The 21968-nt window shown below is 65.1% G+C and carries 16 protein-coding genes and 2 tRNA genes; 11 read left to right on the top strand and 7 right to left on the bottom strand.

Features of this window, described 5'->3' with window-relative positions; genetic code table 11:
- Positions 1-36: 36 nt before the first annotated feature.
- The 5 genes from serA to ilvD form a co-directional block, all read right to left on the bottom strand.
- Positions 37-1626: a phosphoglycerate dehydrogenase gene (gene serA, locus ARTSIC4J27_RS08040; RefSeq protein WP_050054687.1), complete on the bottom strand. Its 1590-nt coding sequence runs from the start codon at positions 1624-1626 to the stop codon at positions 37-39.
- A 120-nt stretch (positions 1627-1746) separates the two neighbouring features.
- Positions 1747-2772 (bottom strand): ketol-acid reductoisomerase, encoded by a 1026-nt coding sequence (gene ilvC, locus ARTSIC4J27_RS08035; RefSeq protein WP_050054686.1) that lies wholly within the window; start codon positions 2770-2772, stop codon positions 1747-1749.
- A 91-nt stretch (positions 2773-2863) separates the two neighbouring features.
- The gene (gene ilvN, locus ARTSIC4J27_RS08030) at positions 2864-3376 is read right to left on the bottom strand and encodes an acetolactate synthase small subunit (protein WP_050054685.1); all 513 of its coding nucleotides are present in this window, start codon (positions 3374-3376) and stop codon (positions 2864-2866) included.
- Positions 3377-3378: 2 nt separating this feature from the next.
- Positions 3379-5286: an acetolactate synthase large subunit gene (locus tag ARTSIC4J27_RS08025; RefSeq protein ID WP_050054684.1), complete on the bottom strand. Its 1908-nt coding sequence runs from the start codon at positions 5284-5286 to the stop codon at positions 3379-3381.
- A 388-nt stretch (positions 5287-5674) separates the two neighbouring features.
- Positions 5675-7396 (bottom strand): dihydroxy-acid dehydratase, encoded by a 1722-nt coding sequence (gene ilvD / locus ARTSIC4J27_RS08020; protein ID WP_050054683.1) that lies wholly within the window; start codon positions 7394-7396, stop codon positions 5675-5677.
- Positions 7397-7719: 323 nt separating this feature from the next.
- Between ilvD and ARTSIC4J27_RS08015 the strand changes: the two genes are divergently transcribed.
- The 3 genes from ARTSIC4J27_RS08015 to ARTSIC4J27_RS08005 all read left to right on the top strand — a co-directional run bounded on the left by ARTSIC4J27_RS08015 (position 7720) and on the right by ARTSIC4J27_RS08005 (position 10212).
- Positions 7720-8898 (top strand): sunset domain-containing protein, encoded by a 1179-nt coding sequence (locus tag ARTSIC4J27_RS08015; RefSeq protein WP_050054682.1) that lies wholly within the window; start codon positions 7720-7722, stop codon positions 8896-8898.
- A 130-nt stretch (positions 8899-9028) separates the two neighbouring features.
- A complete protein-coding gene (locus ARTSIC4J27_RS08010) occupies positions 9029-10021 on the top strand; it encodes a PQQ-dependent sugar dehydrogenase (RefSeq protein ID WP_152683810.1) in 993 nt (330 codons plus the stop codon).
- 115 nt (positions 10022-10136) lie between these two features.
- Positions 10137-10212: transfer RNA gene (locus ARTSIC4J27_RS08005), tRNA-Lys, on the top strand.
- A gap of 247 nt (positions 10213-10459) precedes the next feature.
- Here ARTSIC4J27_RS08005 and ARTSIC4J27_RS08000 read toward each other — a convergent pair.
- The gene (locus ARTSIC4J27_RS08000) at positions 10460-10918 is read right to left on the bottom strand and encodes a MarR family winged helix-turn-helix transcriptional regulator (protein ID WP_050054731.1); all 459 of its coding nucleotides are present in this window, start codon (positions 10916-10918) and stop codon (positions 10460-10462) included.
- 96 nt (positions 10919-11014) lie between these two features.
- Here ARTSIC4J27_RS08000 and bcp point away from each other — a divergent pair, with 96 nt between their 5' ends.
- The 8 genes from bcp to ARTSIC4J27_RS07960 all read left to right on the top strand — a co-directional run bounded on the left by bcp (position 11015) and on the right by ARTSIC4J27_RS07960 (position 21053).
- Positions 11015-11488 carry a thioredoxin-dependent thiol peroxidase gene (gene bcp, locus ARTSIC4J27_RS07995; RefSeq protein WP_050054680.1) on the top strand — a complete coding sequence of 158 codons (474 nt, stop codon included), beginning with the start codon at positions 11015-11017 and terminating at the stop codon, positions 11486-11488.
- A gap of 116 nt (positions 11489-11604) precedes the next feature.
- Positions 11605-11686: transfer RNA gene (locus ARTSIC4J27_RS07990), tRNA-Leu, on the top strand.
- A gap of 247 nt (positions 11687-11933) precedes the next feature.
- Complete coding sequence (locus ARTSIC4J27_RS07985) at positions 11934-12608, top strand: fasciclin domain-containing protein (protein WP_050054679.1); 675 nt, start codon at positions 11934-11936, stop codon at positions 12606-12608.
- Between the two features lie 191 nt (positions 12609-12799).
- Positions 12800-14470 (top strand): ABC transporter substrate-binding protein, encoded by a 1671-nt coding sequence (locus ARTSIC4J27_RS07980; RefSeq protein ID WP_083435368.1) that lies wholly within the window; start codon positions 12800-12802, stop codon positions 14468-14470.
- Positions 14471-14549: 79 nt separating this feature from the next.
- Complete coding sequence (locus ARTSIC4J27_RS07975; protein ID WP_050054678.1) at positions 14550-16052, top strand: malate:quinone oxidoreductase; 1503 nt, start codon at positions 14550-14552, stop codon at positions 16050-16052.
- A 72-nt stretch (positions 16053-16124) separates the two neighbouring features.
- A complete protein-coding gene (locus ARTSIC4J27_RS07970) occupies positions 16125-19343 on the top strand; it encodes an efflux RND transporter permease subunit (protein WP_050054677.1) in 3219 nt (1072 codons plus the stop codon).
- 115 nt (positions 19344-19458) lie between these two features.
- On the top strand, positions 19459-20583 hold the full coding sequence (locus ARTSIC4J27_RS07965) for an LLM class flavin-dependent oxidoreductase (RefSeq protein ID WP_050054676.1): 1125 nt from the start codon (positions 19459-19461) through the stop codon (positions 20581-20583).
- Positions 20583-21053 (top strand): MarR family winged helix-turn-helix transcriptional regulator, encoded by a 471-nt coding sequence (locus ARTSIC4J27_RS07960; RefSeq protein ID WP_050054675.1) that lies wholly within the window; start codon positions 20583-20585, stop codon positions 21051-21053. Before ARTSIC4J27_RS07965 ends, ARTSIC4J27_RS07960 begins: the two co-directional genes overlap by 1 nt.
- A 59-nt stretch (positions 21054-21112) precedes the next feature.
- Here the strand turns inward: ARTSIC4J27_RS07960 and ARTSIC4J27_RS07955 are convergent, their stop codons facing one another.
- Positions 21113-21919, bottom strand: a complete 807-nt coding sequence (locus ARTSIC4J27_RS07955; RefSeq protein WP_050054674.1) for a transglutaminase-like domain-containing protein — start codon at positions 21917-21919, stop codon at positions 21113-21115.
- Between the last annotated feature and the right edge of the window lie 49 nt (positions 21920-21968).

Genomic DNA, 21968 nt, shown 5'->3' with positions numbered 1-21968 from the left:
CGAGCGGAAGCCGACGCTACGGCGTTTCCCCTGGAATCAGTCCTCCAGGTCCACTTCCCGGACCATCTCGGCGCCGATGCCCGCCTTGATGGCGTCCAGGACCTGCTGGGGCACGGAGCTGTCGATGGTCAGCAGCGCGAGGACCTGGCCGCCCTGGTCGTGGCGTGCCACCTGCATGCCGGCGATGTTGATGTTGTTCATGCCCAGGATGTGGCCGATGGTGCCGATCACGCCGGGACGGTCGGTGTACGCCACCACCACAAGGTGCTCGCTGATGGGGATTTCAACCTCGAAACCGTTGATGCCCACCAGCTTTTCGATCTGCTTGGGTCCGGTCAGGGTTCCGGCCACGGAGATCTGGCTGCCGTCGCTGAGCGCCCCGCGCAGGGTCAGGACGTTGCGGTAGGACTCGGTCTCCGGGGTGGTGATCAGGCGGACGTTGATGCCGCGCTGCTCGGCGATGACCGGGGCGTTGACGTAGGAGACCTGTTCGGTCACGATGTCGGCGAAGATGCCCTTCAGTGCTGCCAGCTCGAGGACCTTGACGTCGAGGGAGGAGATCTCGCCGGCCACCTCCACGTCGAACTGCGTCAGGGAGTCGTGGGTGAGGGCGGTGAAGATGCGGCCCAGCTTCTCGATCAGCGGGATGCCCGGGCGGACGTCCGGGGCGATGACGCCGCCGGCGACGTTGACCGCGTCCGGAACCAGCTCGCCTGCCAGGGCGAGGCGGACCGACTTGGCTACGGAGACGCCCGCCTTCTCCTGGGCTTCGTCCGTGGATGCGCCGAGGTGCGGGGTGACCACAACGTTGTCCAGCTTGAAGAACGGCAGGTCCGTGCTGGGCTCCTTGGCGAAGACGTCCACGCCGGCGCCGGCGATTTCACCGTCCTGCAGGGCGGTGAAGAGGGCTTCCTCATCCACCAGGCCGCCGCGGGCAACGTTCACCACATAGGCGGTGTTCTTCATCTTCTTGAACGCGTCAGCGCCCAGCATGCCCACCGTCTCGGGGGTCTTGGGCATGTGGATAGTGATGAAGTCGGACTGGGCCAGGAGCTCGTCCAGGGTGACCAGCTGTACGCCGAGCTGCGCTGCGCGGGCGGAGGTGATGTAGGGATCGTAGGCGAGGATCTTGGTGTCGAAGCCCTTCAGGCGGGCTGCCACCAGGGCGCCGATGCGGCCCAGGCCGATGATGCCGATCTTCTTTTCGAACAGTTCGATGCCGGTGTACTTCGAGCGCTTCCATTCGCCGTCCTTAAGCGCGGCGCTGGCCTGCGGAATATGACGCGCGAGGCTGAGGATGTGGCCTACGGTGAGCTCGGCTGCGGAGACGATATTGGACGTGGGGGCGTTGACCACCATCACGCCGGCCTGGGTGGCGGCCTTGATATCCACATTGTCCAGGCCCACGCCGGCGCGGGCGATGACCTTCAGGTTCTTCGCCGCGGCGATGGCCTCGGCGTCCACCTGGGTGGCAGACCGGACCAGTATCGCGTCAACGTCACCGATGGCAGAGAGCAGCTGGGAGCGGTCAGCGCCGTCGGTTTGGCGGATTTCGAAGTCCGGGCCGAGGGCCTCAATGGTGGCGGGGGAAAGTTCTTCGGCGAGCAGTACTACGGGTTTTGACACGGCTGATCCTCTGCGTTGCAGTCCTGGGGATGGAACAAGTCTAGGCCGACGGAAAGGCCGGGCTCACATTGTTAAGTGTGAACCCGGCCTCACGTTGCCCATTGGATAGGTTAGGAACCTTTAGCGGGCGGCAGAGCCTTCAACGTAGTCCACGTCCTGCTGCTGCCAGGAGAACAGGGAGCGCAGTTCGCGCCCGACAGCCTCGATGGGGTGCTGCTCGGCCTTGGCACGCAGTTCCTTGAACTCCACGCCGCCGTTGTCCTGGTCTTCGATGAAGCGCTTGGCGAAGGCACCGGACTGGATGTCGGCGAGGACAGCCTGCATGTTTTCCTTCACCGCGGGGGTGATGACGCGCGGGCCGGAGACGTAGTCGCCGTACTCGGCGGTGTCGGAAACGCTCCAGCGCTGCTTGGCGATGCCGCCTTCCCACATGAGGTCAACGATGAGCTTGAGCTCGTGGAGCACCTCGAAGTAGGCGATCTGCGGCTGGTAGCCGGCTTCGGTCAGGGTTTCGAAGCCGTACTGGACCAGCTGGGACACACCGCCGCAGAGGACAGCCTGCTCGCCGAAGAGGTCGGTTTCAGTCTCTTCGGTGAAGGTGGTCTTGATAACGCCGGCGCGGGTGCCGCCGATGGCCTTGGCGTAGGACTTCGCCAGTTCCCAGGCGGCGCCGGAAGCGTCCTGCTCGACGGCGATGATGTCCGGGATGCCACGGCCGGCTTCGAATTCGCGGCGGACGGTGTGGCCGGGTGCCTTCGGGGCAACGAGGATGACGTCAACGCCCTCCGGTGCCTGGATGTAGCCGAAGCGGATGTTGAAGCCGTGGGCGAAAGCAAGGGCCTTGCCCGGCTTCAGCTTGTCCTTGATGGAGTCGTTGTAGATCGAGCGCTGGTGCTGGTCCGGCGCCAGGATCATGATGACGTCTGCCCATTCGGCGGCGTCGGCGACGTTCTTGACGGTGAAGCCTGCGTCCTCGGCCTTGGGGGCGGACTTGGAGCCGTCCTTCAGCGCGATAACAACCTCGACGCCGGAATCGCGCAGGTTCAGCGCGTGGGCGTGGCCCTGGGAGCCGTAGCCCACAATGGCAACCTTGCGGCCCTGGATGATCGACAGGTCGGCGTCGTCGTCGTAAAACATTTCAGTCACTTGCGTAACTCCTCTTGAGTGGATTGTAGATAGGTGTTCGGTGGTGCGGTTAAGGGCGTCGCGCTCTGCCGGGCGGGGCCCGGTCAGATTCCTACGCGGAGCGCAACGCCCTGTCACTCATGGAGCGGGATCCCCGTCCAACGGCCAGGGTGCCGGACTGCACGATTTCGCGGATGCCGAAGGGCTCCAGCACTGAGAGCAGTGCGGTGAGCTTTTCGGGATGGCCGGTTGCTTCAATGACGACCGAATCGGTGGAGACGTCGACCACTGAGGCGCGGAACAGGTCTGCGGCCTGGGTCACCTGCAGACGAGTTGCGGCATCCGCACGTACTTTGACCAGGATGTGGTCACGCTGTACGGAAGATTCGGAGGTCAGCTCAACGATCTTGATGACGTTGATCAGTTTATTGAGCTGCTTGGTGACCTGTTCGATGAGGTCGCCATCGGCGTCGACCACCACCGTCATCCGGGAGATGCCCGGAACCTCGGTGGGGCCAACGGCCAGGGAATTGATGTTGAAGGCCCGGCGGGCGAAGAGGCTTGCGACGCGGGTCAGCACGCCCGGCTTATCTTCAACCAGGACGGAGAGTGTGTGGCGGCTCATGGTCAGTCCTCTTCTTCCCATTCCGGGGTCATGTTGCGGGCAACCTGGATCTGGTCGTTGCTCACGCCGGCGGGCACCATCGGCCACACCATGGAGTTGGGGCTCACCACGAAGTCGATCACCACGGGGCGGTCATTGATTTCGAGGGCCTTCTGGATGGTGGCGTCGATGTCCTCGTCGCGTTCGCAGCGGAACGAGGCGCAGCCGTAGGCCTCCCCCAGCTTGACGAAGTCCGGGATGCGGACGGTGTCGTGGCCGGTGTTGAGGTCGGTGTTCGAGTAGCGGCCCTCGTAGAAGAGGGTCTGCCACTGGCGCACCATTCCCAGCGAGGAGTTGTTGATGACGGCAACCTTGATAGGAATCTTGTTGATGGCGCAGGTGGCCAGTTCCTGGTTGGTCATCTGGAAGCAGCCGTCGCCGTCGATGGCCCAGACCACGCGGTCCGGCTCCCCCACCTTGGCGCCCATGGCAGCCGGGACGGCGTAGCCCATGGTGCCGGCCCCGCCCGAGTTCAGCCAGGCATGCGGACGCTCGTATTTGATGAACTGCGCGGCCCACATCTGGTGCTGGCCGACGCCCGCCACGTAGATGCCTTCCGGCCCGGTCAGTGCACCGATCCGCTCGATCACCCGCTGCGGGGCGGTGAGTCCGTCGTCCGGCTCGGTCCAGCCCAGCGGGTAGGTCTCCTTCAGGTTGTTCAGGAAAGCCCACCAGGTGGTGAGGTCCGGTGCGCCGGAGACCTCGAACTGGGTACGGACAGCGTCGGTCAGCTCAGGGATGATCTCCTTGACCGAGCCCACGATCGGTACATCGGCCGTGCGGTTCTTGGAGATTTCGGCCGGGTCGATGTCCGCGTGGATGACCTTGGCATTGGGTGCAAAGGTCTTCAGCACGCCGGTGACGCGGTCATCAAAGCGCGCGCCGAGCGTGATGAGGAGGTCGGACTGCTGCAGGGCGGTGACGGCAGAGACCGTGCCGTGCATGCCGGGCATGCCCACGTGCTGCGGGTGGGAGTCGGGGAACGCGCCCTTGGCCATCAGCGTGGTGACAACGGGTGCCCCGGTGGCCTCGGCGAGGGCCAGCAGTTCAGCGGAGGCGTGGGCCTTGACCACGCCGCCGCCCACGTACAGGACGGGCTTGCTGGCCGCGGCGATCAGCTTGGCGGCTTCGCGGACCTGCTTGTTGTGCCCGCGGGTGACGGGCCGGTATCCGGGCAGGTCCACCCGGGGCGGCCAGGAGAAGGTCATCTGGCCCACCTGGGCATCCTTGGCCACGTCCACCAGGACCGGACCGGGGCGGCCGGTGGAGGCCAGGTGGAACGCCTCTGCCATCACGTGCGGGATGTCGTTGGGGTCGGTCACCAGGAAGGAGTGCTTGGTGATGGGCATGGTGATGCCCACAATGTCCGCTTCCTGGAAGGCGTCGGTGCCGATCACACCGCTGGACACCTGGCCGGTGATGGCCACCAGCGGCACGGAGTCCATATGGGCATCCATGATGGCGGTAACGAGGTTGGTGGCGCCGGGGCCAGAGGTGGCGATGCAGACGCCTACCCGCCCGGTGACCATGGCGTAGCCTTGCGCGGCGTGGCCGGCTCCCTGTTCGTGACGGACCAGGACGTGGTTCATGCTGGAGGCCATCAAGGGGTCATAGGTGGGCAGGATCGCGCCACCGGGCAAACCGAAAATATCGTCGACGCCGAGTTCTTCGAGCGAGCGGACAATAGCTTGCGAGCCGGTCATCACCGTTGGGGGTACAACGTTGTTCGGCCCAAGGACAGGAGAGACGGCAGCAAGGTCGGCGACGACGACGGCGTGGTCAGCCGTTCGGTCGGCGCGTTCCGGAGCCTTGGGGGCTCCAGCGGACTTAGTAGCCATCAGCGAGGGGCTGATCGGCGATCCTTTGCTCATCGGACTCTTCCTTGTGGATCATCTGTGTTACATGGAAACTGCGGGAAATAAAAAAACCCCTCAGCCTGGCGGCTCTTCGAGGGGTTTGCGCGTGACGGTTCGTTACCAGTGGAGGCTAATGTGCCACGCGCTTGGTAAGGACGACGACTGCTTCTGCAGCGGCGCAGCTGGTAACGAAAGTCATGCGTTCAGTTTTCCCTCTGGTGTGACGGGTGTCAACGAGGCACCACCCGATCTCACCATATGGACATCATTGTCCACGAACTGATCCCTCCTGGCGAAGGGATCCAACCTTCAGCGAGTCACCAAAGCCCGGAAGGGCTTAATAAGGGTGATGCCGAGGGGCCCCTTGCGTGGGGCGCTCAGCGCCCCACGCAAGGGGAAGGCATCACCCGCAGTATGCGCCTGTACTGGCACTGTGCACCAGTTTGGCGTACTTGGCGAGGACGCCCTTGGTGTACCTGGCGGGCAGCGGCTCCCAACCGGCCTTGCGGGTTTCGAGCTCTGCCTCGTCCACCAGCAGGTCGAAGCTGCGGGCTGCGATGTCCACGCGGATGCGGTCGCCGTCTTTGACGAAGGCGATGGGGCCGCCGTCGACGGCTTCCGGTGCGACGTGCCCGATGCACAGGCCCGTGGTGCCGCCGGAGAACCGTCCGTCGGTGAGGAGCAGGACGTCTTTGCCCAGGCCCGCGCCCTTGATGGCGCCTGTGATGGCAAGCATTTCGCGCATGCCGGGGCCGCCCTTGGGGCCTTCGTAGCGGATGACGACGACGTCGCCCGCATGGATCTGGCCTTTGTCCAGCGCATCGAGGGCGCCCTGTTCACGTTCGAACACGCGGGCGGTGCCTTCAAAGACGTCGGCGTCAAAGCCTGCACTCTTCACCACTGCGCCCTCAGGGGCCATGGTGCCGTGCAGGATGGTGATGCCGCCGGTCTTGTGGATCGGGTTGTCCAGCGCGCGCAGGATCTTGCCGTCAAGGTCAGGCGGGTTGATGGATGCGAGGTTTTCCGCGACCGTCTTGCCCGTGACGGTGAGGCAGTCGCCGTGCAGCAGGCCGGCGTCGAGCAGTGCCTTCATGATCACCGGCACGCCGCCGATTTTGTCGACGTCGGTCATTACATAGCGGCCGAAAGGCTTGAGGTCTCCCAGGTGCGGGATCTTGTCGCCGATGCGGTTGAAGTCATCGAGAGTGAGCTCAACCTCGGCCTCGCGGGCAATGGCCAGGAGGTGCAGGACGGCGTTGGTGGAACCGCCGAAGGCCATGGTGACGGCGATGGCGTTCTCGAAGGCCTTCTTGGTCATAATGTCGCGGGCGGTGATGCCCTGGCGGAGCAGGTTGACTACCGCTTCACCGGACTTGCGGGCGAATTCGTCACGACGGCGGTCTGCCGAGGGCGGGGCGGCCGAGCCGGGCAGGGACATGCCGAGGGCCTCGCCGATGCAGGCCATGGTGTTGGCCGTGTACATGCCGCCGCACGCGCCTTCGCCCGGGCAGATGGCTTTTTCGATGCGGGTCAGGTCTTCCATGCTCATCTTGCCGGCGGCGCATGCGCCAACAGCTTCGAAGGCGTCAATGAGGGTGACTTCCTTTTCCGAGCCGTCCTCGAGCTTGACCCAGCCGGGCATGATGGAGCCGGCGTAAAGGAAGACGCTGGACAGGTCCAGGCGGGCTGCCGCCATCAGCATGCCCGGGAGGGACTTGTCGCAGCCGGCCAAAAGGACCGAGCCGTCAATCCGTTCGGCCTGCATCACGGTCTCCACGGAGTCGGCGATGACTTCGCGGGAAACCAGTGAGAAGTGCATGCCTTCGTGGCCCATGGAGATGCCGTCCGAAACGGAGATGGTGCCGAACTGCATGGGGAAGCCGCCGCCGGCGTGAACGCCTTCCTTGGCGCCCTGGGCCAACCGGTTCAGCGAAAGGTTGCATGGGGTGATTTCGTTCCAGGAGCTGGCGACACCCACCTGGGGCTTGGCGAAGTCGTCATCGCCCATGCCGACAGCGCGGAACATGCCCCGGGCGGGGGCGGCGTGGATGCCGTCAGTGACTACCCGGCTGCGCGGCTTGATGTCAGGCTTGTTGTCGGTTCCCGTCAGGGTGTCCTCACTCATAGGGGAAAGTCTATGGCTCTGCGGAACGGCTCAACGACAGACCGGGCGCGGTTAAGTACAAAACCCGGAATATTTCGGCTCAGATAGTGGACTGTCATCCCGAATGCTGAGATCCACGGCCAGCAAGACGGGGTTCCTGTGGCCTCCCTCACGCATCCGGACACCAAACCCGGGTATCAGCCTGGACGTGCTTCCACCTCCTGCCCCGGGCGCCGTCCGGCCAGGGGAAAAGGATGTCCCGGCAGGTCAAAGTGCTGGACAGCGCTGTGGACCCGACGTAGCGTCGGGCAAAGGAGCTTGCCGAACCGACTGAAGGGATTGCCATGGAAGCTGTCTTCTTGATCATTCTGCTCGTTGTACTGGCGGGTGTTGTGTGGTGGCGGATCAATGCTAAGAAGTCGGCTGCTGCCCGGGAGACCTCTACCGGCTCGGCCGTCGGGCAGCCGGAAAGGCCCCGCCCTGAAGGGGGTCTGCGCACTGACGGTGCGCTCTCGGGCGGCAGCGCCGCCGCGTCCGCCGAAGCTGCCGGCACCACCGGTATCCCCAGCGCTGCGGGGTTCGGCCGCCCGGCAGAACCCGCCGCGCCCGTCACTGCCGATGAGCCGGCCGAGACCGCGTCGGCGACGGCCCGTGATGTGCCGGCCGCGGCAGCACAGCACGGCGGTGCGGGATCTTCCGCTGTTGGCGCCTCACATGTGAGCGACGGGGAAGCTCGAACCGCCGCAGGTGCCAACAGCGGTGAAGCCCGGGAAGAACGCCGGATCAAAGACGAGGCTGAGTGGGAAACGCAGTGGTCCGAGGCATCAGGACCGGCGCCGGCCCACGAAGGCGCGGGCCACCGGGAAAGCGCAACGACGGCGGCGCATGCCCCGGCCTCCGAGACCTCCGGAACTGAGCTTTCCGGAACCACCGATAAGGGAACCGTCAACCAGCACCCGGTTCACCACGCCGAATACACCGCGCCGCAGGCACCTACCCTTCCCGGAGCTGAGACGGCAGCAGTTGAGGAACCGGAGGACGCCCGGACCGCAGCCGCAGCCCCTCAGCCTTCGGCGGCCCGCGCCGGCAGCCCCGAAACCGGCAACACCGCGCCTTCCCCGGGAGGTGCCGGCGCCGGCGTCGGCCTCCCCAGCGACGCCGCAGCGGTGGAAACGCAGGACCGGGCGCAGTCTTCCGCCCTCGTGGAAACCGGCGCCGACCATACCCAGGACCAGCCGGCAGCCATGCCTTCGGCCGGGACGGCACCCGCAGCCACCCCGCCGGCAGGGACGGAGTCGGCCGGGCACCTGGCCGCGGAAGAGCCCTACGGTGCGGGCTCGGCGTCGGCCGCGGCTGACGGAAGCGGGCCGGCGGATTACACCGTCAAAGGTGACGCCGGCGCAATGGTGTACTACGAGGAGGGACACCCCGAGTATGAGCAGACCAGGGCCGACGTTTGGTTCGAATCACCGGCGCACGCCGAGGCTGCCGGGTTCAGGGCACCGCGGCGCAGGCGCATCTAGTACCGCCCTTTCCCGGCGGGCGCGCCGTGCGGCACCCGGTTTGGCTGCGGCTGCCGCCTGCCTGGCCTTCCTGCTGTCTTCCTGCACAGGCGCACCGGATGGAACACCCACCGGCAGCAGCGCCCCTTCCATGAGCTCCCCCGCCCTCAGCAGCCCTGCGGTGCCGACGCCGGGAACACCGCAGCGCCTGGACCTGCAGCTGGAAATCCCCTGGGCCGCAGTGTTCCTTCCGGACGGAACAGCTGTGGTTTCCGAGCGCGACAGTGCCCTGCTCAAAACAGTCCGCTCCGGCGCCGCCAGCGAGCTGGGTGAAGTCCCGGGCGTGGTTCCGGGAGGAGAAGGGGGCTTGCTGGGGCTTGCCCTGTCCCCCAACTTCGCAACCGACCGCTACCTGTATGCCTACTTCACGTCCGGGTCGGATAACAGAATTGCCCGCCTTCGGTTGCCGGCAGCCGGTGACGGCACACTCTCCCTGGAAGAACCCGAGGTGATCTTTACTGGGATTCCGAAAGCCTCCACCCATAACGGCGGAAGGATCCGCTTCGGACCGGACGGCTTCCTGTACGTGGGGACCGGCGACTCCCAGCGCCGGGACCAGCCGCAGGACCCGGAAGCGCTGGGCGGGAAGATCCTTCGCCTGACGGCCGACGGCGACCCCGCCCCCGGCAATCCGTTCGGCAACGCCGTCTACAGCCTCGGCCACAGGAACGTCCAGGGCTTGGCCTGGGACGCTGACGGCCGGCTGTGGGCCAGCGAGTTCGGGCCCGATGTGGACGATGAACTGAACCTGATTGTGGCGGGCGGCAACTACGGGTGGCCTGCAGTAACCGGCGCGCCCCGCCGCGCTGAGTTCCGGGACGCAAAAGTCGTCTGGCCGGCAACGAGCGAATCCTCGCCCAGCGGACTGGAAATCGTGGGCTCAACAGCCTACTTGGGCGCGTTGCGCGGCCAGCGGATGTGGACCGTCCCCCTGGCGGGAGAGGAGGCCGGCACGCCTGTGGCCCATTTCACACGCGAATACGGCCGGATCAGGGACGTGGTGCACACCCCGGACGGTGGTTTTTGGCTGCTGACCAACAATGAAAATCCCGACTTTGTGCTGGTTTTGCCCCCTTCGGGCTGACCGGGGCCCGCCTGCGTCCCTCGATTTCACATGCACCAAAAGTTCGTGTAGAGTTTCATGTCGTTGCGGAGATCAACGGGGAAAGAAAAAGCCCCAAACGATCGAAACAAAAGATGCACCTCTAGCTCAATTGGCAGAGCAATTGACTCTTAATCAATGGGTTCCGGGTTCAAGTCCCGGGGGGTGCACCACTGGGAAAACAGCCTCCGGCTTGCGGAAACGCAAGCCGGGGGCTGTTTTGTTGTTCGCGGCCTCCGACCCGTGGGCCTGGACCGCGTCAGGCACAAAACACCCCATCACCTCCTGCTGCGAAAGGTGATGGGGTTTTGCCGGTGTCGGGGAAGTGCCCGGCAAGAAATGAAATGCCGAGCAAAAAATAAAGCGTGACCACAGCCTGCTACAGCTGGGATCACGCTTGTGCGGAAGCGGTTGGTTGCCCTACGGCGTCATGGACGGATTCTCTACCAGCGCGGCGGTGGCGGTGGTACCAAACTGGCTTGCGAGCTCCCGGACAACTGCCTTGAGTTCCTGCCGGAGGGCGTCGGGATCGATGGTGGCCGCTGCCAGGACCGTACGTTCCATCTCGACGGCGGCGGCGACGGCTTCCCTGCCCCGTTCCGTGAGGGACACTACGTGGCTGCGGCGGTCCGAGGTGCTGCGGACCCGGGCGATGTGGCCGTGGGCCTCCAGCCGGCTGAGGGTTTTACCCATGGTCTGGGCCTGCACACGCACGAATTGGGCTAGCTGCGCCTGAGTCATGGGGCCCTGCGCATGGAGAACCTCTATGGCAATAACACCGGCGTGGGTGAGACCTATTGCGCCGAGTTTTTCGTTCCAGGAGTGTTCAACGAGGCGCGCAGCAGTGGACAAGAGGCGCCCTGTGGGCCATTGATCCATATCAGGCATAGCAGCAAGTATAGCCAAGTGTCGATTGGCACTGCTCCGGGCCGCTTACTAGGCTGGTGTGTCCCGCCTGCAACAAGGAGAAAAACAATGGCTGACAGACTCGTAACAGGTGACGAAGCACCGCCCTTCACCTTGAAGGATTCCTCCGGCAAGGACGTCAGCCTGGCACCGCGCCCGGGCCGGCACACGATCGTGTACTTCTACCCCGCCGCGGCGACCCCCGGCTGCACCAAGGAAGCCTGCGACTTCCGGGACAGCCTGTCCTCCCTGCAGTCGGCAGGCTATGACGTGCTGGGCATCTCCCCCGATCCGGTGGCAAAGCTCGCCAAGTTCGCTGCGCAGGAGACCCTCACTTTTCCGTTACTCTCGGACGAGGACCACGCAGTGGCGGAGGCCTACGGGGCATGGGGAGAAAAGAAGAACTACGGCAAGACGTATGAGGGCCTGATCCGGTCCACTGTTGTGGTGGACCCGGACGGCAAGGTGGCATTGGCCCAGTACAACGTCCGCGCCACCGGCCATGTGGCCAAGCTGCGCCGGGACCTGAAGCTGGACGCCTGACCCTGCCACGGCTGACGCAGGCCACGCCTGCGCGACGCTACAATAAAGACTGGCATCCGCCGTCGTACGTTTCCAGCCCTGACCCAGGCAGCTGAACACCCGGCAACGGCAGCCAAGCGCGAGTGGTGAAATTGGCAGACACGCAGGATTTAGGTTCCTGTGCCTTCGGGCGTGGGGGTTCAAGTCCCCCCTTGCGCACTCAACAACAAAAGATCCCCCGGCCAGTGACCAGTTCACCGGCCGGGGGATCTTTTTGTTTCCCTGCCGCCGACAAAAAATCAGCAGCGTTTTGAAAAAGTCCTTGACGTTGACCCATCCATGTTTCTGCAGCAGCCGAATACCCCATGAGACACCAGCCAAGGGCAGGTGCCCACCAGCCAGAAACACCAGGCGCCGCGGACACCCGTCCACGGCCAGGCGAAATGTTCAACCAAGGAGAACCGAAATGCAGACTCTTAAGCGCACCACTTTCAGCGTCGCAGGCGTTGCAGCTGCAGCCCTGCTCAGCCTGACCGCATGCGGCGGCTCGGCCGGCACCTCAACCTCCTCCGCGCCGGCCGCAGAGCCCTCGGCCTCCACCATGGCCCCCAGCCCCTCGGCCAGCGCCTCGGCCGCTGCCATGGATCCGGCGGCAAACCTCGTTGGCCCCGGCTGCGCCGCCTACGCCGAGCAGGTCCCCACGGGCGCCGGTTCCGTGGAAGGCATGGCGCTGGACCCCGTCGCCGTGGCAGCATCCAACAACCCCATCCTGACCACCCTCACGGCTGCGGTTTCCGGCAAGCTGAACCCGAAGGTGGACCTCGTGGACACGCTCAACGGCGGTGAATTCACTGTCTTCGCGCCGGTGGACGACGCCTTTGCAAAGATCGACCCAGCCACCATCGAAACCTTGAAGACCGATGATGCCCTGCTGAGCAAGATCCTGACCTACCACGTGGTTCCCGGCCAGATCACCCCCGACAAGATCGTGGGCACCCACGCCACGGTCCAGGGCGGCTCCGTCACGGTCACGGGCAGCGATGATGCCCTCAAGGTGGACGACGCCAGCGTGATCTGCGGCGGAGTCAAGACCAAGAACGCCACGGTCTACCTCATCGATTCGGTCCTTATGCCCAAATAGTCCGGGCAGGCGGTAACGCACATCGAAAAGGCCCGGGGTCCGTTCACAAAGACGGGCCCCGGGCCTTTTAACGGCGGTTGCAAGCATACGGCGGCCCCTGCGGGCCTCCCGGAAAACACCCGGGGAGGTCAACTAGACTGGGTCCCGGCCCGCAAGCGGCGGCGCCGGCAAAATCCCGAGGTGATCATCGAGTGCCCAGCAGTCCATCCCGGCGGACGGTCCTGACGACCGGCGCCGCCCTCCTGGCCTTGAGCGTCACCTCGTGCACTGCTGTTCCGGCCCCCTCGCCGTCGTCTTCTTCCGCTGCCCCCAGCCCGACGGCGGCGCCCACAGCAACCTTCAACTTCGGCACGGCGGTACAGCCGCTGGGCCTGGACCCTGCGCTGTCCAGCGACGTGGAGTCCCAGCGGATCACCCGCCAGATCCTGGAGGGACTGGTGGGGGTGGACCAGACCACCGGGAAACCCACCCCGCTGCTTGCCACTGAGTGGGAAGAATCCAACGAGGGCCGCTCCTACACCTTTAAGCTGCGCAGCGGTGTGGCGTTCCACGATGGCACCCCCTTTAATGCCGATGCTGTCTGCGCCAACTTCAACCGGTGGTTCGCCTTCTCCGAAGACCTGCGCCGGCAGGCTCCGGGCAGTTCCTTCAAAGGCGTGTTCAAGGCGCACTCGGACCAGCCGGAGCTGTCCATCTTTAAGAGCTGCACGGCGCTGTCCGCCGATTCCGTGCGGATCGACCTTACCCAGCGCTTTACCGCATTCCTGCAGGCGCTCACCCTGCCCGCCTTCGCCATGGCCTCCCCTGCAGCGCTTGCCGCTGGTAAGGCCGACGTCCTGGACCAAAGCCGCGGCGGCCAGGCGATGTCCGTTTTCGGCACCAATCCGGTGGGCACCGGCCCCTTCACCCTGAAGTCCTGGGACGAAGGCAGCGTCACCCTGGCCAGCAATGCGTCCTACTGGGGAGACCGCGGCCAGATCGCCACCATCAACTTCGTGGCCTACAACCACCCGCAGGCCCGCCTCCAGGCGCTGCTGGACGGAAAAATCGACGGCTACGACGCCGTGACTGTGGGCAACTTTGACCAGCTGGTGAAGCGCGGCAAGCAGATTGTGCAACGGGATCCGTTCTCGGTGATGTATCTGGGCATCAACCAGGAGATTCCGGTCCTGCAGAACCAGAAAGTCCGCCAGGCCATCGAGCTGGCGATCGACAAAGAGACCTTGATCCGCAAGTTCTTCATCGACAACACTGCCGTGGCCACACAGTTCGTGCCGCCGAAGATCAGCGGCTTCAACAACGACGCCCCTGCCCTGGGGCATGACCCCGCCAAGGCCAAGGAGTACCTCAAGGACGCCGCCTACGCCGGTGAGGAACTGAGGTTCTACTACCCGCTGAACGTCACCCGGCCCTACCTCCCCACTCCGGAGAAGGTCTATGCCGAAATCAGCCGCCAGCTCACCGCCGTGGGCTTCAACGTCAAGCCGGTTCCCGTGGACTGGTCCGAGGGGTACCTGCAAAAGGTCCAGTCCCCCGGGGACCATGCACTCCACCTGCTGGGCTGGAACGGCTCCTACTCTGATGCCGACAATTTTGTGGGCCCGCTCTTCGGCGAAAAAAACGGCGAGTTCGGCTACCAGGATCCGCAGGTCTTTTCCAAGATCAACAGGGCCCGCGGGATGCCGGAGGGAGAGGAGCGGGATGAGCAATATCACACCATTAATGCCCAGATCGCGGCCACGGTTCCCGCGGTCCCCATCGCCTTCCCGATCTCCGCGCTTGCCCTCTCGGACCGGGTGCTGAACTATCCGGCGTCACCTGTCTTAAATGAAGTTTTCACCAAAGTGCAACTGAAGCCTTGACGGGCCAGCCCAATTTCAGTAGTAGGCCTGCGCGGGGATATTCTGTGACAGCCAGAGCCGCTGCAATCGGAGACTGATCGTGACCTTCATTTCCAAGACCCCACATGCCGACGTCGTCCTGATTGGCGGCGGCATCATGAGCGCCACGCTGGGGGCATTCATCAAGCAGTTGGAGCCGGACTGGACCATCTCCATGTTCGAGCGGCTGGACGAGCCCGGGCTGGAAAGCTCCGGCCCGTGGAACAACGCCGGAACCGGCCACGCCGCCCTCTGCGAACTCAACTACTCCCCCGCTGCCAAAGACGGCTCGGTGGACCCCACCAAGGCCCTGCTCATCAACGAGCAGTTCCAGCTTTCCCGCCAGTTCTGGTCCCACCTTGTGGACCAGTCCCTGATCGGTTCGCCCAAGCGCTTCATCAACACCGTGCCGCACATGAGCTTTGTGATCGGCGAGGAAAACACCCGCTTCCTGAAGACCCGCTACGAGGCCCTCAAGCCGCACCCGCTGTTCCGCAGCATGGAGTACTCCGAGGACCACGGCCAGATTGGCAAGTGGGCGCCCCTGATCGTGAAGGGCCGCGATCCGAAGCAGCGGATCGCCGCCACCCGCGCGGCCGAGGGCACCGACGTTGACTTCGGGGCGCTCACCCGTGAGCTGACCACGTATCTCGGGAACAACGGCGTCGAAATCAATTACGGCCATGACGTCACCGGCATCTCCAGGGCGTCCGACGGCGGCTGGAACCTTTCGCTGAAGCACCCCAGGTCCGGCGAACACGGCAAGATCCGCGCCAAGTTTGTGTTTGTGGGCGCCGGCGGCGGCGCGCTGCACCTGCTCCAGGCCTCCGGCATTCCGGAAAGCAAGGGCTACGGCGGCTTCCCCGTGTCCGGGCAGTTCTTCCGCTGCACTGACGAAACCCTCGCCGCGCAGCACAGCGCCAAAGTGTACGGCCAGGCGTCGGTGGGTGCCCCGCCCATGTCCGTGCCGCACCTGGACACCCGGTACGTCAACGGCAAGCGTTCGTTGCTGTTCGGCCCGTATGCGGGTTTCTCCACCAACTTCCTGAAGAACGGCTCCTACCTGGACCTGCCGCTGTCCATCCGGCCAAGCAACATCATCCCCATGCTGGCCGTAGCCAAGGACAACATGGACCTCACCGCGTACCTGGTCAAGGAAGTGGCCAAGAAGCACGGCGACAAGGTCGAAGCCCTGCGGGAGTACTACCCGGAAGCCAAGGCAGGCGACTGGGAACTGATCACGGCCGGCCAGCGTGTACAGATCATCAAGAAGGACCCGCAGAAGGGCGGCGTGCTTCAGTTCGGCACTGAAGTCATTGCCGGCCGTGACGGTTCCATCGGCGCGCTCCTGGGTGCGTCCCCCGGAGCCTCCACTGCGGTGCCCATCATGATCGAGTTGCTCCGGAAGGCCTTCCCGAAGAACTTCAAGGGCTGGCAGTCCAGGCTGAAGGACATGATGCCCGGCTACGGCGTCAAGCTCGATGACAATCCGGAGCTTGCCGCGGAGCTCGAAAAGGCCACGGCGAGGTCCCTGCAGCTGGAGAGCGTTACCGCCAGCCACTGACCCTGCCGGGGGGCCGATGGCCGGCTGTCCTGGTCCGCAACAGTCAGTCACAACCCCACAGGAGTTCATGCGATGTTCCGGTTGGCACAACTTTCACTGGCAAACCGGGCACTGATCGCACTGATCACCGTCTTCGCCTCCGTGTTCGGCGTGATCACCATGTCGTCGCTGAAGCAGGAGCTCATCCCGTCGATCGAGTTTCCCCAGATCACGGTGCTGACCGCCATGCCCGGGGCCTCCCCGGAGGTGGTGGACAAGCAGGTGAGCGGGCCGCTGGAGACTGCGTTGAACGGCGTGGAGGGGCTGGAATCCACCTCCTCCACGTCGCGCAACGGCGTCTCCCAGATCACCATGGTCTTCACGTACGGTTCCAACCTTGACCGTGCCCGGAACCAGATCGACCGGGCCATCTCCAACGCCAAACGGAACCTCCCGGACGACGTCCAGCCGCAGGCCATTGCCGGCAGCATCAGCGACTTTCCCATCGTTTTCCTGGCCGTGTCCTCGGATAAGTCCCTCAGCGAGCTCAATTCGGACCTGCAGCGCCTCAGCGTGCCCAGGCTGCAGAAGATCGACGGCGTCCGCGGCGCCGATGTGACCGGCGGCGCCACCCAGCACATCGAGATCCTCCCCCGCCCCGATGCCATGGCTGCATCTGGAGCCAGCATCACGTCCATACGCGACGCCCTGGGGAACAACGGGGCGCTGGTCCCGGCGGGCACCCTCGAGGAGCAGGGGAAGACCCTCTCCCTGCAGATCGGGAGCCCCGTCGATTCCCTGGACGCCGTCAAGGCACTGCCGCTCGCCGGGGCAAAAAACGCCGCCACTATCGGCTCCGTGGCTGATGTCACCGTCAAGGACGACGAACGGACCTCCATCACGCGGACCAACGGCGCGGAAACCCTGGCCGTCTCCGTCACCAAGAAGCCTGAAGGCGACACGGTGGCCATCTCGCATGCGGTGCGTGACACCCTGGCCGGGCTCGAGGCCGAGCTGGGCTCCAATGCCAAGTTCACGCCGGTCTTCGACCAGGCCCCCTTCATCGAAAAGTCCATCAAGGACCTCACCACGGAGGGCCTGCTGGGCCTGGGCTTCGCCGTGGCAGTCATCCTGGTGTTCCTGATGTCCGCGCGGTCCACGCTGGTGACGGCGGTGTCCATCCCGCTCTCGCTCCTGATTACCTTTATCGGCCTGTCCGCCACCGGCTACTCCCTGAACATCCTCACCCTCGGCGCGCTGACCATCGCCATCGGGCGCGTGGTGGACGACTCGATCGTGGTCATCGAAAATATCAAGCGGCACCTCAGCTACGGCGAGGACAAGGTCACCGCCATCCTGACCGCCATCCGCGAAGTAGCCGGCGCCATCACCGCTTCCACGCTGACCACCGTGGCAGTTTTCCTGCCCATTGCCTTCGTCGGCGAACTCGCGGGTGAACTGTTCCGGCCGTTTGCCCTCACGGTCACCATGGCGCTGCTGGCGTCCCTGCTGGTTTCGCTGACCATAGTTCCCGTCCTTGCCTACTGGTTCCTCCGGAATCCCGGCCTTACGCCAGGCAGCGGGGCAGCCCGCAGGGATGCGTCAGAGGCGAGGGCGAAGGCGCTGGAGGCGGAACAGCGCAGCAGGCTCCAGCGCGGCTACCTTCCCATTCTCACAAAAACCCAGAAGCATCCCGTGATCACGCTGGTGGCCGCGGCCCTTGTCTTAGGCGCGACGGGGGCGATGGCACCGCTGCTGGCCACCAACCTGCTGGGCAATTCCGGCCAGAACAGCCTGACCGTCCGGCAGGTGCTGCCCGCCGGCACCAGCCTGGCGGATACCAGCGCCGCCGCCATCCGCCTCGAGGAGGTCCTGCGGGGGATCGACGGTATCCGGGACGTGCAGGTCACCTCCGGGAACGCGCAGGCCGGGTTTGCCGCCATCACCTCCACTGGATCCTCGAACTCCACGTTCACGGTGGTGACCGACGAGAAGGCGGACCAGGACCAGTTGCAGGAAACGGTGCGCAACAAACTGGCAAAGGTTCCTGATTCCGGGAAGGTTTCCGTGGGCACCCAGCAGGGCGGCTTCGGCACGTCCTCCACCGTGGACATCACCATCAAAGCTGCAACTACGGCGGACCTGCAGGCTGCCAGCGACGCCATTGTCCAAGCCATGACCGGGGTCCCGGGCACCAGTGAAGTAGCCACCAACCTCGCCGCCAGCCAGCCCGTGGTGCAGGTAAAAGTGGACCGCGCCAAAGCCGTAGCGGCAGGGCTCAACGAAGAGCAGGTGGCGGGCGTCCTCGCCTCAACCATCAGCCCCATTCCTGCCGGCACCGTGCGGATCGAAACCAATGACTTCCCCGTCCAGATCGGCAAGGGCACCCGCTTTACGAGCATCGACGCCGTCCGCAACATTCCGCTGCCGGCAGCCGGCGGTCCCGTTACGCTCGGCAGCATCGCCGCAGTGGAACAGGTGGACGTCCCGGTATCCATCACCGCCAGCAACGGCCAGCGCACCGCACGCGTGTCCGTAACGCCGTCGGGATCCAACCTCGGCGCCGTGAACACGGAGGTCCAGGAACGCCTCGCCGGGGTCCAGCTGCCGGCCGGCGTCACAGCCGAAATCGGCGGTGCCACCACCCAGCAGCAGGAATCGTTCCAGCAGCTCGGGCTCGCCCTGCTCGCGGCAATCGCCATTGTCTACGTGATTATGGTGGCCACGTTCAAATCCCTCATCCAGCCCCTGATCCTGCTGGTGTCGGTGCCGTTCGCGGCCACCGGCGCAGTGGCACTGCTGCTGGTGACCGGGGTCCCGCTGGGCCTGCCGTCATTGATCGGCATGCTGATGCTGGTGGGCATCGTGGTCACCAACGCCATTGTGCTGATCGACCTCATCAACCAGTACCGGCAGCCGCGCGACGGCCGGCCGGGAATGAACGTGGCCGATGCCATCACCCACGGCGCGCGCCAGCGGCTCCGCCCCATTCTGATGACCGCCCTGGCCACGGTCTTCGCCCTGACGCCGATGGCGCTCGGGCTTACCGGCGGCGGCGGCTTCATTTCGCAGCCACTGGCTGTGGTGGTGATCGGCGGCCTCGTCTCGTCCACTGCCCTGACCCTGGTCCTGGTTCCGGTCCTCTACCGGCTGGTGGAGGGGCGCCGGGAGAAGAAGGCGCTCCTGCGGGAACTGCACGAGCGCCCGGAATTCGGCCCCGGCGCCGACGTTGACGAGGAGTTCCGCGACTGGACCACCGGCATGGTGCCCAAGGTCAGCGGCCGCCGGGCAGCACCGGGAAGCCCCGAGTAAAACAGCGGAATATTTTCCGCGCGGCAGCGTTGTATCTTGCGATAGATGCACATGCATCTAAATTGGCCTATAGTGGAACCAAGGCCAGCAAGTCCAAGCAACGGAAAGGCACATCATGCAGATCGGTGTTTTCAGCGTCAGCGACATCACCACGGACCCCACCACGGGCCGGACCCCCACCGAGAACGAACGCATCAAGGCTTCCGTCGCCATCGCCAAGAAGGTCGAGGAAATCGGCATGGATGTGTACGCCATCGGCGAGCACCACAACCGGCCCTTCTTCTCCTCCTCCCCCACCACCACCCTCGCCTACATCGCGGCGCAGACCGAGCGGATCATCCTGTCCACGGCCACGACGCTGATCACCACGAATGATCCGGTCAAGATCGCCGAAGACTTCGCCATGCTCCAGCACCTCGCCGATGGCCGCGTGGACCTGGTCCTGGGCCGCGGCAACACGGCGCCCGTCTACCCCTGGTTCGGCAAGAACATCCAGGACGGTGTGGAGCTCGCCATCGAGAACTACAGCCTGCTGCGCAAGCTGTGGGACGAGGACACCGTGAACTGGTCCGGTAAGTTCCGCACGCCGCTGCAGAACTTCACCTCCACCCCGCGCCCGCTCGACGGCGTAGCCCCCTTTGTGTGGCACGGCTCCATCCGCACGCCGCAGATCGCCGAAGTGGCCGCGTACTTCGGCGACGGCTTCTTCGCCAACAACATCTTCTGGCCCAAGGAGCACTACCAGCAGCTGATCAGCCTCTACCGTGAGCGCTACGAGCACTACGGCCACGGCAAGGCGGACCAGGCGATTGTGGGCCTGGGCGGCCAGTTCTTTATGCGGAAAAACTCGCAGGACGCCGTCAAGGAATTCCGTCCCTACTTCGACAACGCCCCGGTCTACGGCCACGGCCCGTCACTGGAGGACTTCACGTCCCAGACACCCCTGACGGTAGGCAGCCCGCAGGAGGTTATTGAAAAGACCCTGACATTCCGGGAGTACTTTGGCGACTACCAGCGGCAACTGTTCCTGATCGACCACGCCGGACTGCCGCTGAAGACCGTGCTGGAACAGCTGGACCTTTTCGGTGAGGAAGTCCTGCCCGTCCTGCGCAAGGAATACGCCGCCCTCAAGCCGGCGCACGTTCCCGAACCGCCCACCCACGCCAACCGGGTTGCCGCAGCCCTGGCCGCCCAGGAACAGCCGGCCAAGGACGCGGAGAAGTCCGCTGTGCAGGCATGATGGCCGGCAACAGTTCAGAATCACCGGTCCGCCTCGCGGCCGAAACCTGGGAATCGCTGTTCCGCGCGCAGGTAGCCGTGATGCGCAAACTGCAGGCGGGTCCGGCCTTCCGGAAACTTGCGGTGAATGAGTATGACGTCCTGTTCACGCTCTCGCGCTGTCCCACCGGGTGGCTGCGGCTCAACGAGCTCAACGACAACGTCCTCCTGAGCCAGTCCAGCCTCAGCCGGCTGGTGGAGCGGCTGGAAAAACGCGGGCTGGTGGCACGGATGCCGGCTCCTGATGACGGCCGCGGCGTGCTGCTCCAGCTCACCGACGCAGGCCGGGAACTGCAAAAAGAGATCGGCCGCGAGCATGTCCGGGACATCTCCACCCTGATGGGGCCGGCCCTGACACCGGAGGAACAGAAAGAACTGCGGCGCCTCACCGAGAAGTTGCGCAGTTCACTGGGTCCCCGCACGGCCCGGTAGGAAGGCCAGCCCGATAGGAAGGCCGGCCCCGCTGGACGGGATCAGCCCGCCGGCCGGGATCAGCCCAGCTCCACCAGCCGGGCCGGATCCTCCACCGGGAGGGAGCCGTTGACCACGGCGGCGACCTGGAGCTGGTTGAGGACCAGGCTGCCGCCCACCGTGGAGAGGAAGGCAGTATCCGCCGAGTCCCGGCCGGCAGTAATGCGCAGCATCGATTCCCGCGGGGCCAGCCCCGTGGGATCGATGACGTGCCAGGCCCCTTCAACATAGGCTTCGGCCACGGCGTGGAAGTCCATCGGCGCCAGGCCGGGCGCATAGACGGCAGCGAGCCTGGCCGGAATGTCCTTGGAGCGCAGCAGTGCGATGGCAAGGTGCGCGAAGTCCCGGCACACCCCGCGCCGGCTGAGGAGCGTTTCCACTGCACCGTCCGTGCCCCGCGACGATCCGCTGAGGTAGCGCAGTTCCCCGTTCACCCAGTTCCTGACGGCGTTCAGCAGGCCGGCTCCCTGGACCCCCTCGAATTCGGCGTAGGCGGTAGGCAGGAGCCGGTCTGATTCTGCGTAGCGGCTGGGCCGGACGTACCGGATCCGGTCTGCGAGCTCCGCCTCCTCCGGCTCCGCCTTTCCGGCCACGGTTGCGGAGTAGTCCACTGTCACCACCGCGGGTTCGGCGAACTCCATGTAGTGGAACCGCCCGCCGTGGTGGTCGGATACCTCGGTGAGTGGAACCTGCCCGCTGCCCGCTGTCACGGCGAGCGACTCGTCAAAGGAGGAATAGCCCCTGTTCCTCGCGACGGCGATGGCCATGGCCACCTTGGTGTTGGCTGTGGTTTTGAAGACCAGTCGTGCGGAAACGCTGCGTTCCATGGCTCTTTCGGGTTCGAGTGCGGTGAAGAAAAGTCCCCGCTCTGCCCGG

Source organism: Pseudarthrobacter siccitolerans, assembly GCF_001046895.1.
GTDB lineage: Bacteria > Actinomycetota > Actinomycetes > Actinomycetales > Micrococcaceae > Arthrobacter > Arthrobacter siccitolerans.
Note: the sequence above shows the minus strand (reverse complement) of the source record. Positions and strands in the feature narration are given on the sequence as shown.

Coding starts and splice junctions, on each gene's coding strand:
- ilvN (WP_050054685.1), bottom strand. CDS start 3,376: ATGAGCCGCCACACACTCTCCGTCCTGGTTGAAGATAAGCCGGGCGTG.
- ARTSIC4J27_RS08025 (WP_050054684.1), bottom strand. CDS start 5,286: ATGAGCAAAGGATCGCCGATCAGCCCCTCGCTGATGGCTACTAAGTCC.
- ilvD (WP_050054683.1), bottom strand. CDS start 7,396: ATGAGTGAGGACACCCTGACGGGAACCGACAACAAGCCTGACATCAAG.
- ARTSIC4J27_RS08015 (WP_050054682.1), top strand. CDS start 7,720: ATGGAAGCTGTCTTCTTGATCATTCTGCTCGTTGTACTGGCGGGTGTT.
- ARTSIC4J27_RS08010 (WP_152683810.1), top strand. CDS start 9,029: ATGAGCTCCCCCGCCCTCAGCAGCCCTGCGGTGCCGACGCCGGGAACA.
- ARTSIC4J27_RS08000 (WP_050054731.1), bottom strand. CDS start 10,918: ATGGATCAATGGCCCACAGGGCGCCTCTTGTCCACTGCTGCGCGCCTC.
- bcp (WP_050054680.1), top strand. CDS start 11,015: ATGGCTGACAGACTCGTAACAGGTGACGAAGCACCGCCCTTCACCTTG.
- ARTSIC4J27_RS07985 (WP_050054679.1), top strand. CDS start 11,934: ATGCAGACTCTTAAGCGCACCACTTTCAGCGTCGCAGGCGTTGCAGCT.
- ARTSIC4J27_RS07970 (WP_050054677.1), top strand. CDS start 16,125: ATGTTCCGGTTGGCACAACTTTCACTGGCAAACCGGGCACTGATCGCA.
- ARTSIC4J27_RS07965 (WP_050054676.1), top strand. CDS start 19,459: ATGCAGATCGGTGTTTTCAGCGTCAGCGACATCACCACGGACCCCACC.
- ARTSIC4J27_RS07960 (WP_050054675.1), top strand. CDS start 20,583: ATGGCCGGCAACAGTTCAGAATCACCGGTCCGCCTCGCGGCCGAAACC.
- ARTSIC4J27_RS07955 (WP_050054674.1), bottom strand. CDS start 21,919: ATGGAACGCAGCGTTTCCGCACGACTGGTCTTCAAAACCACAGCCAAC.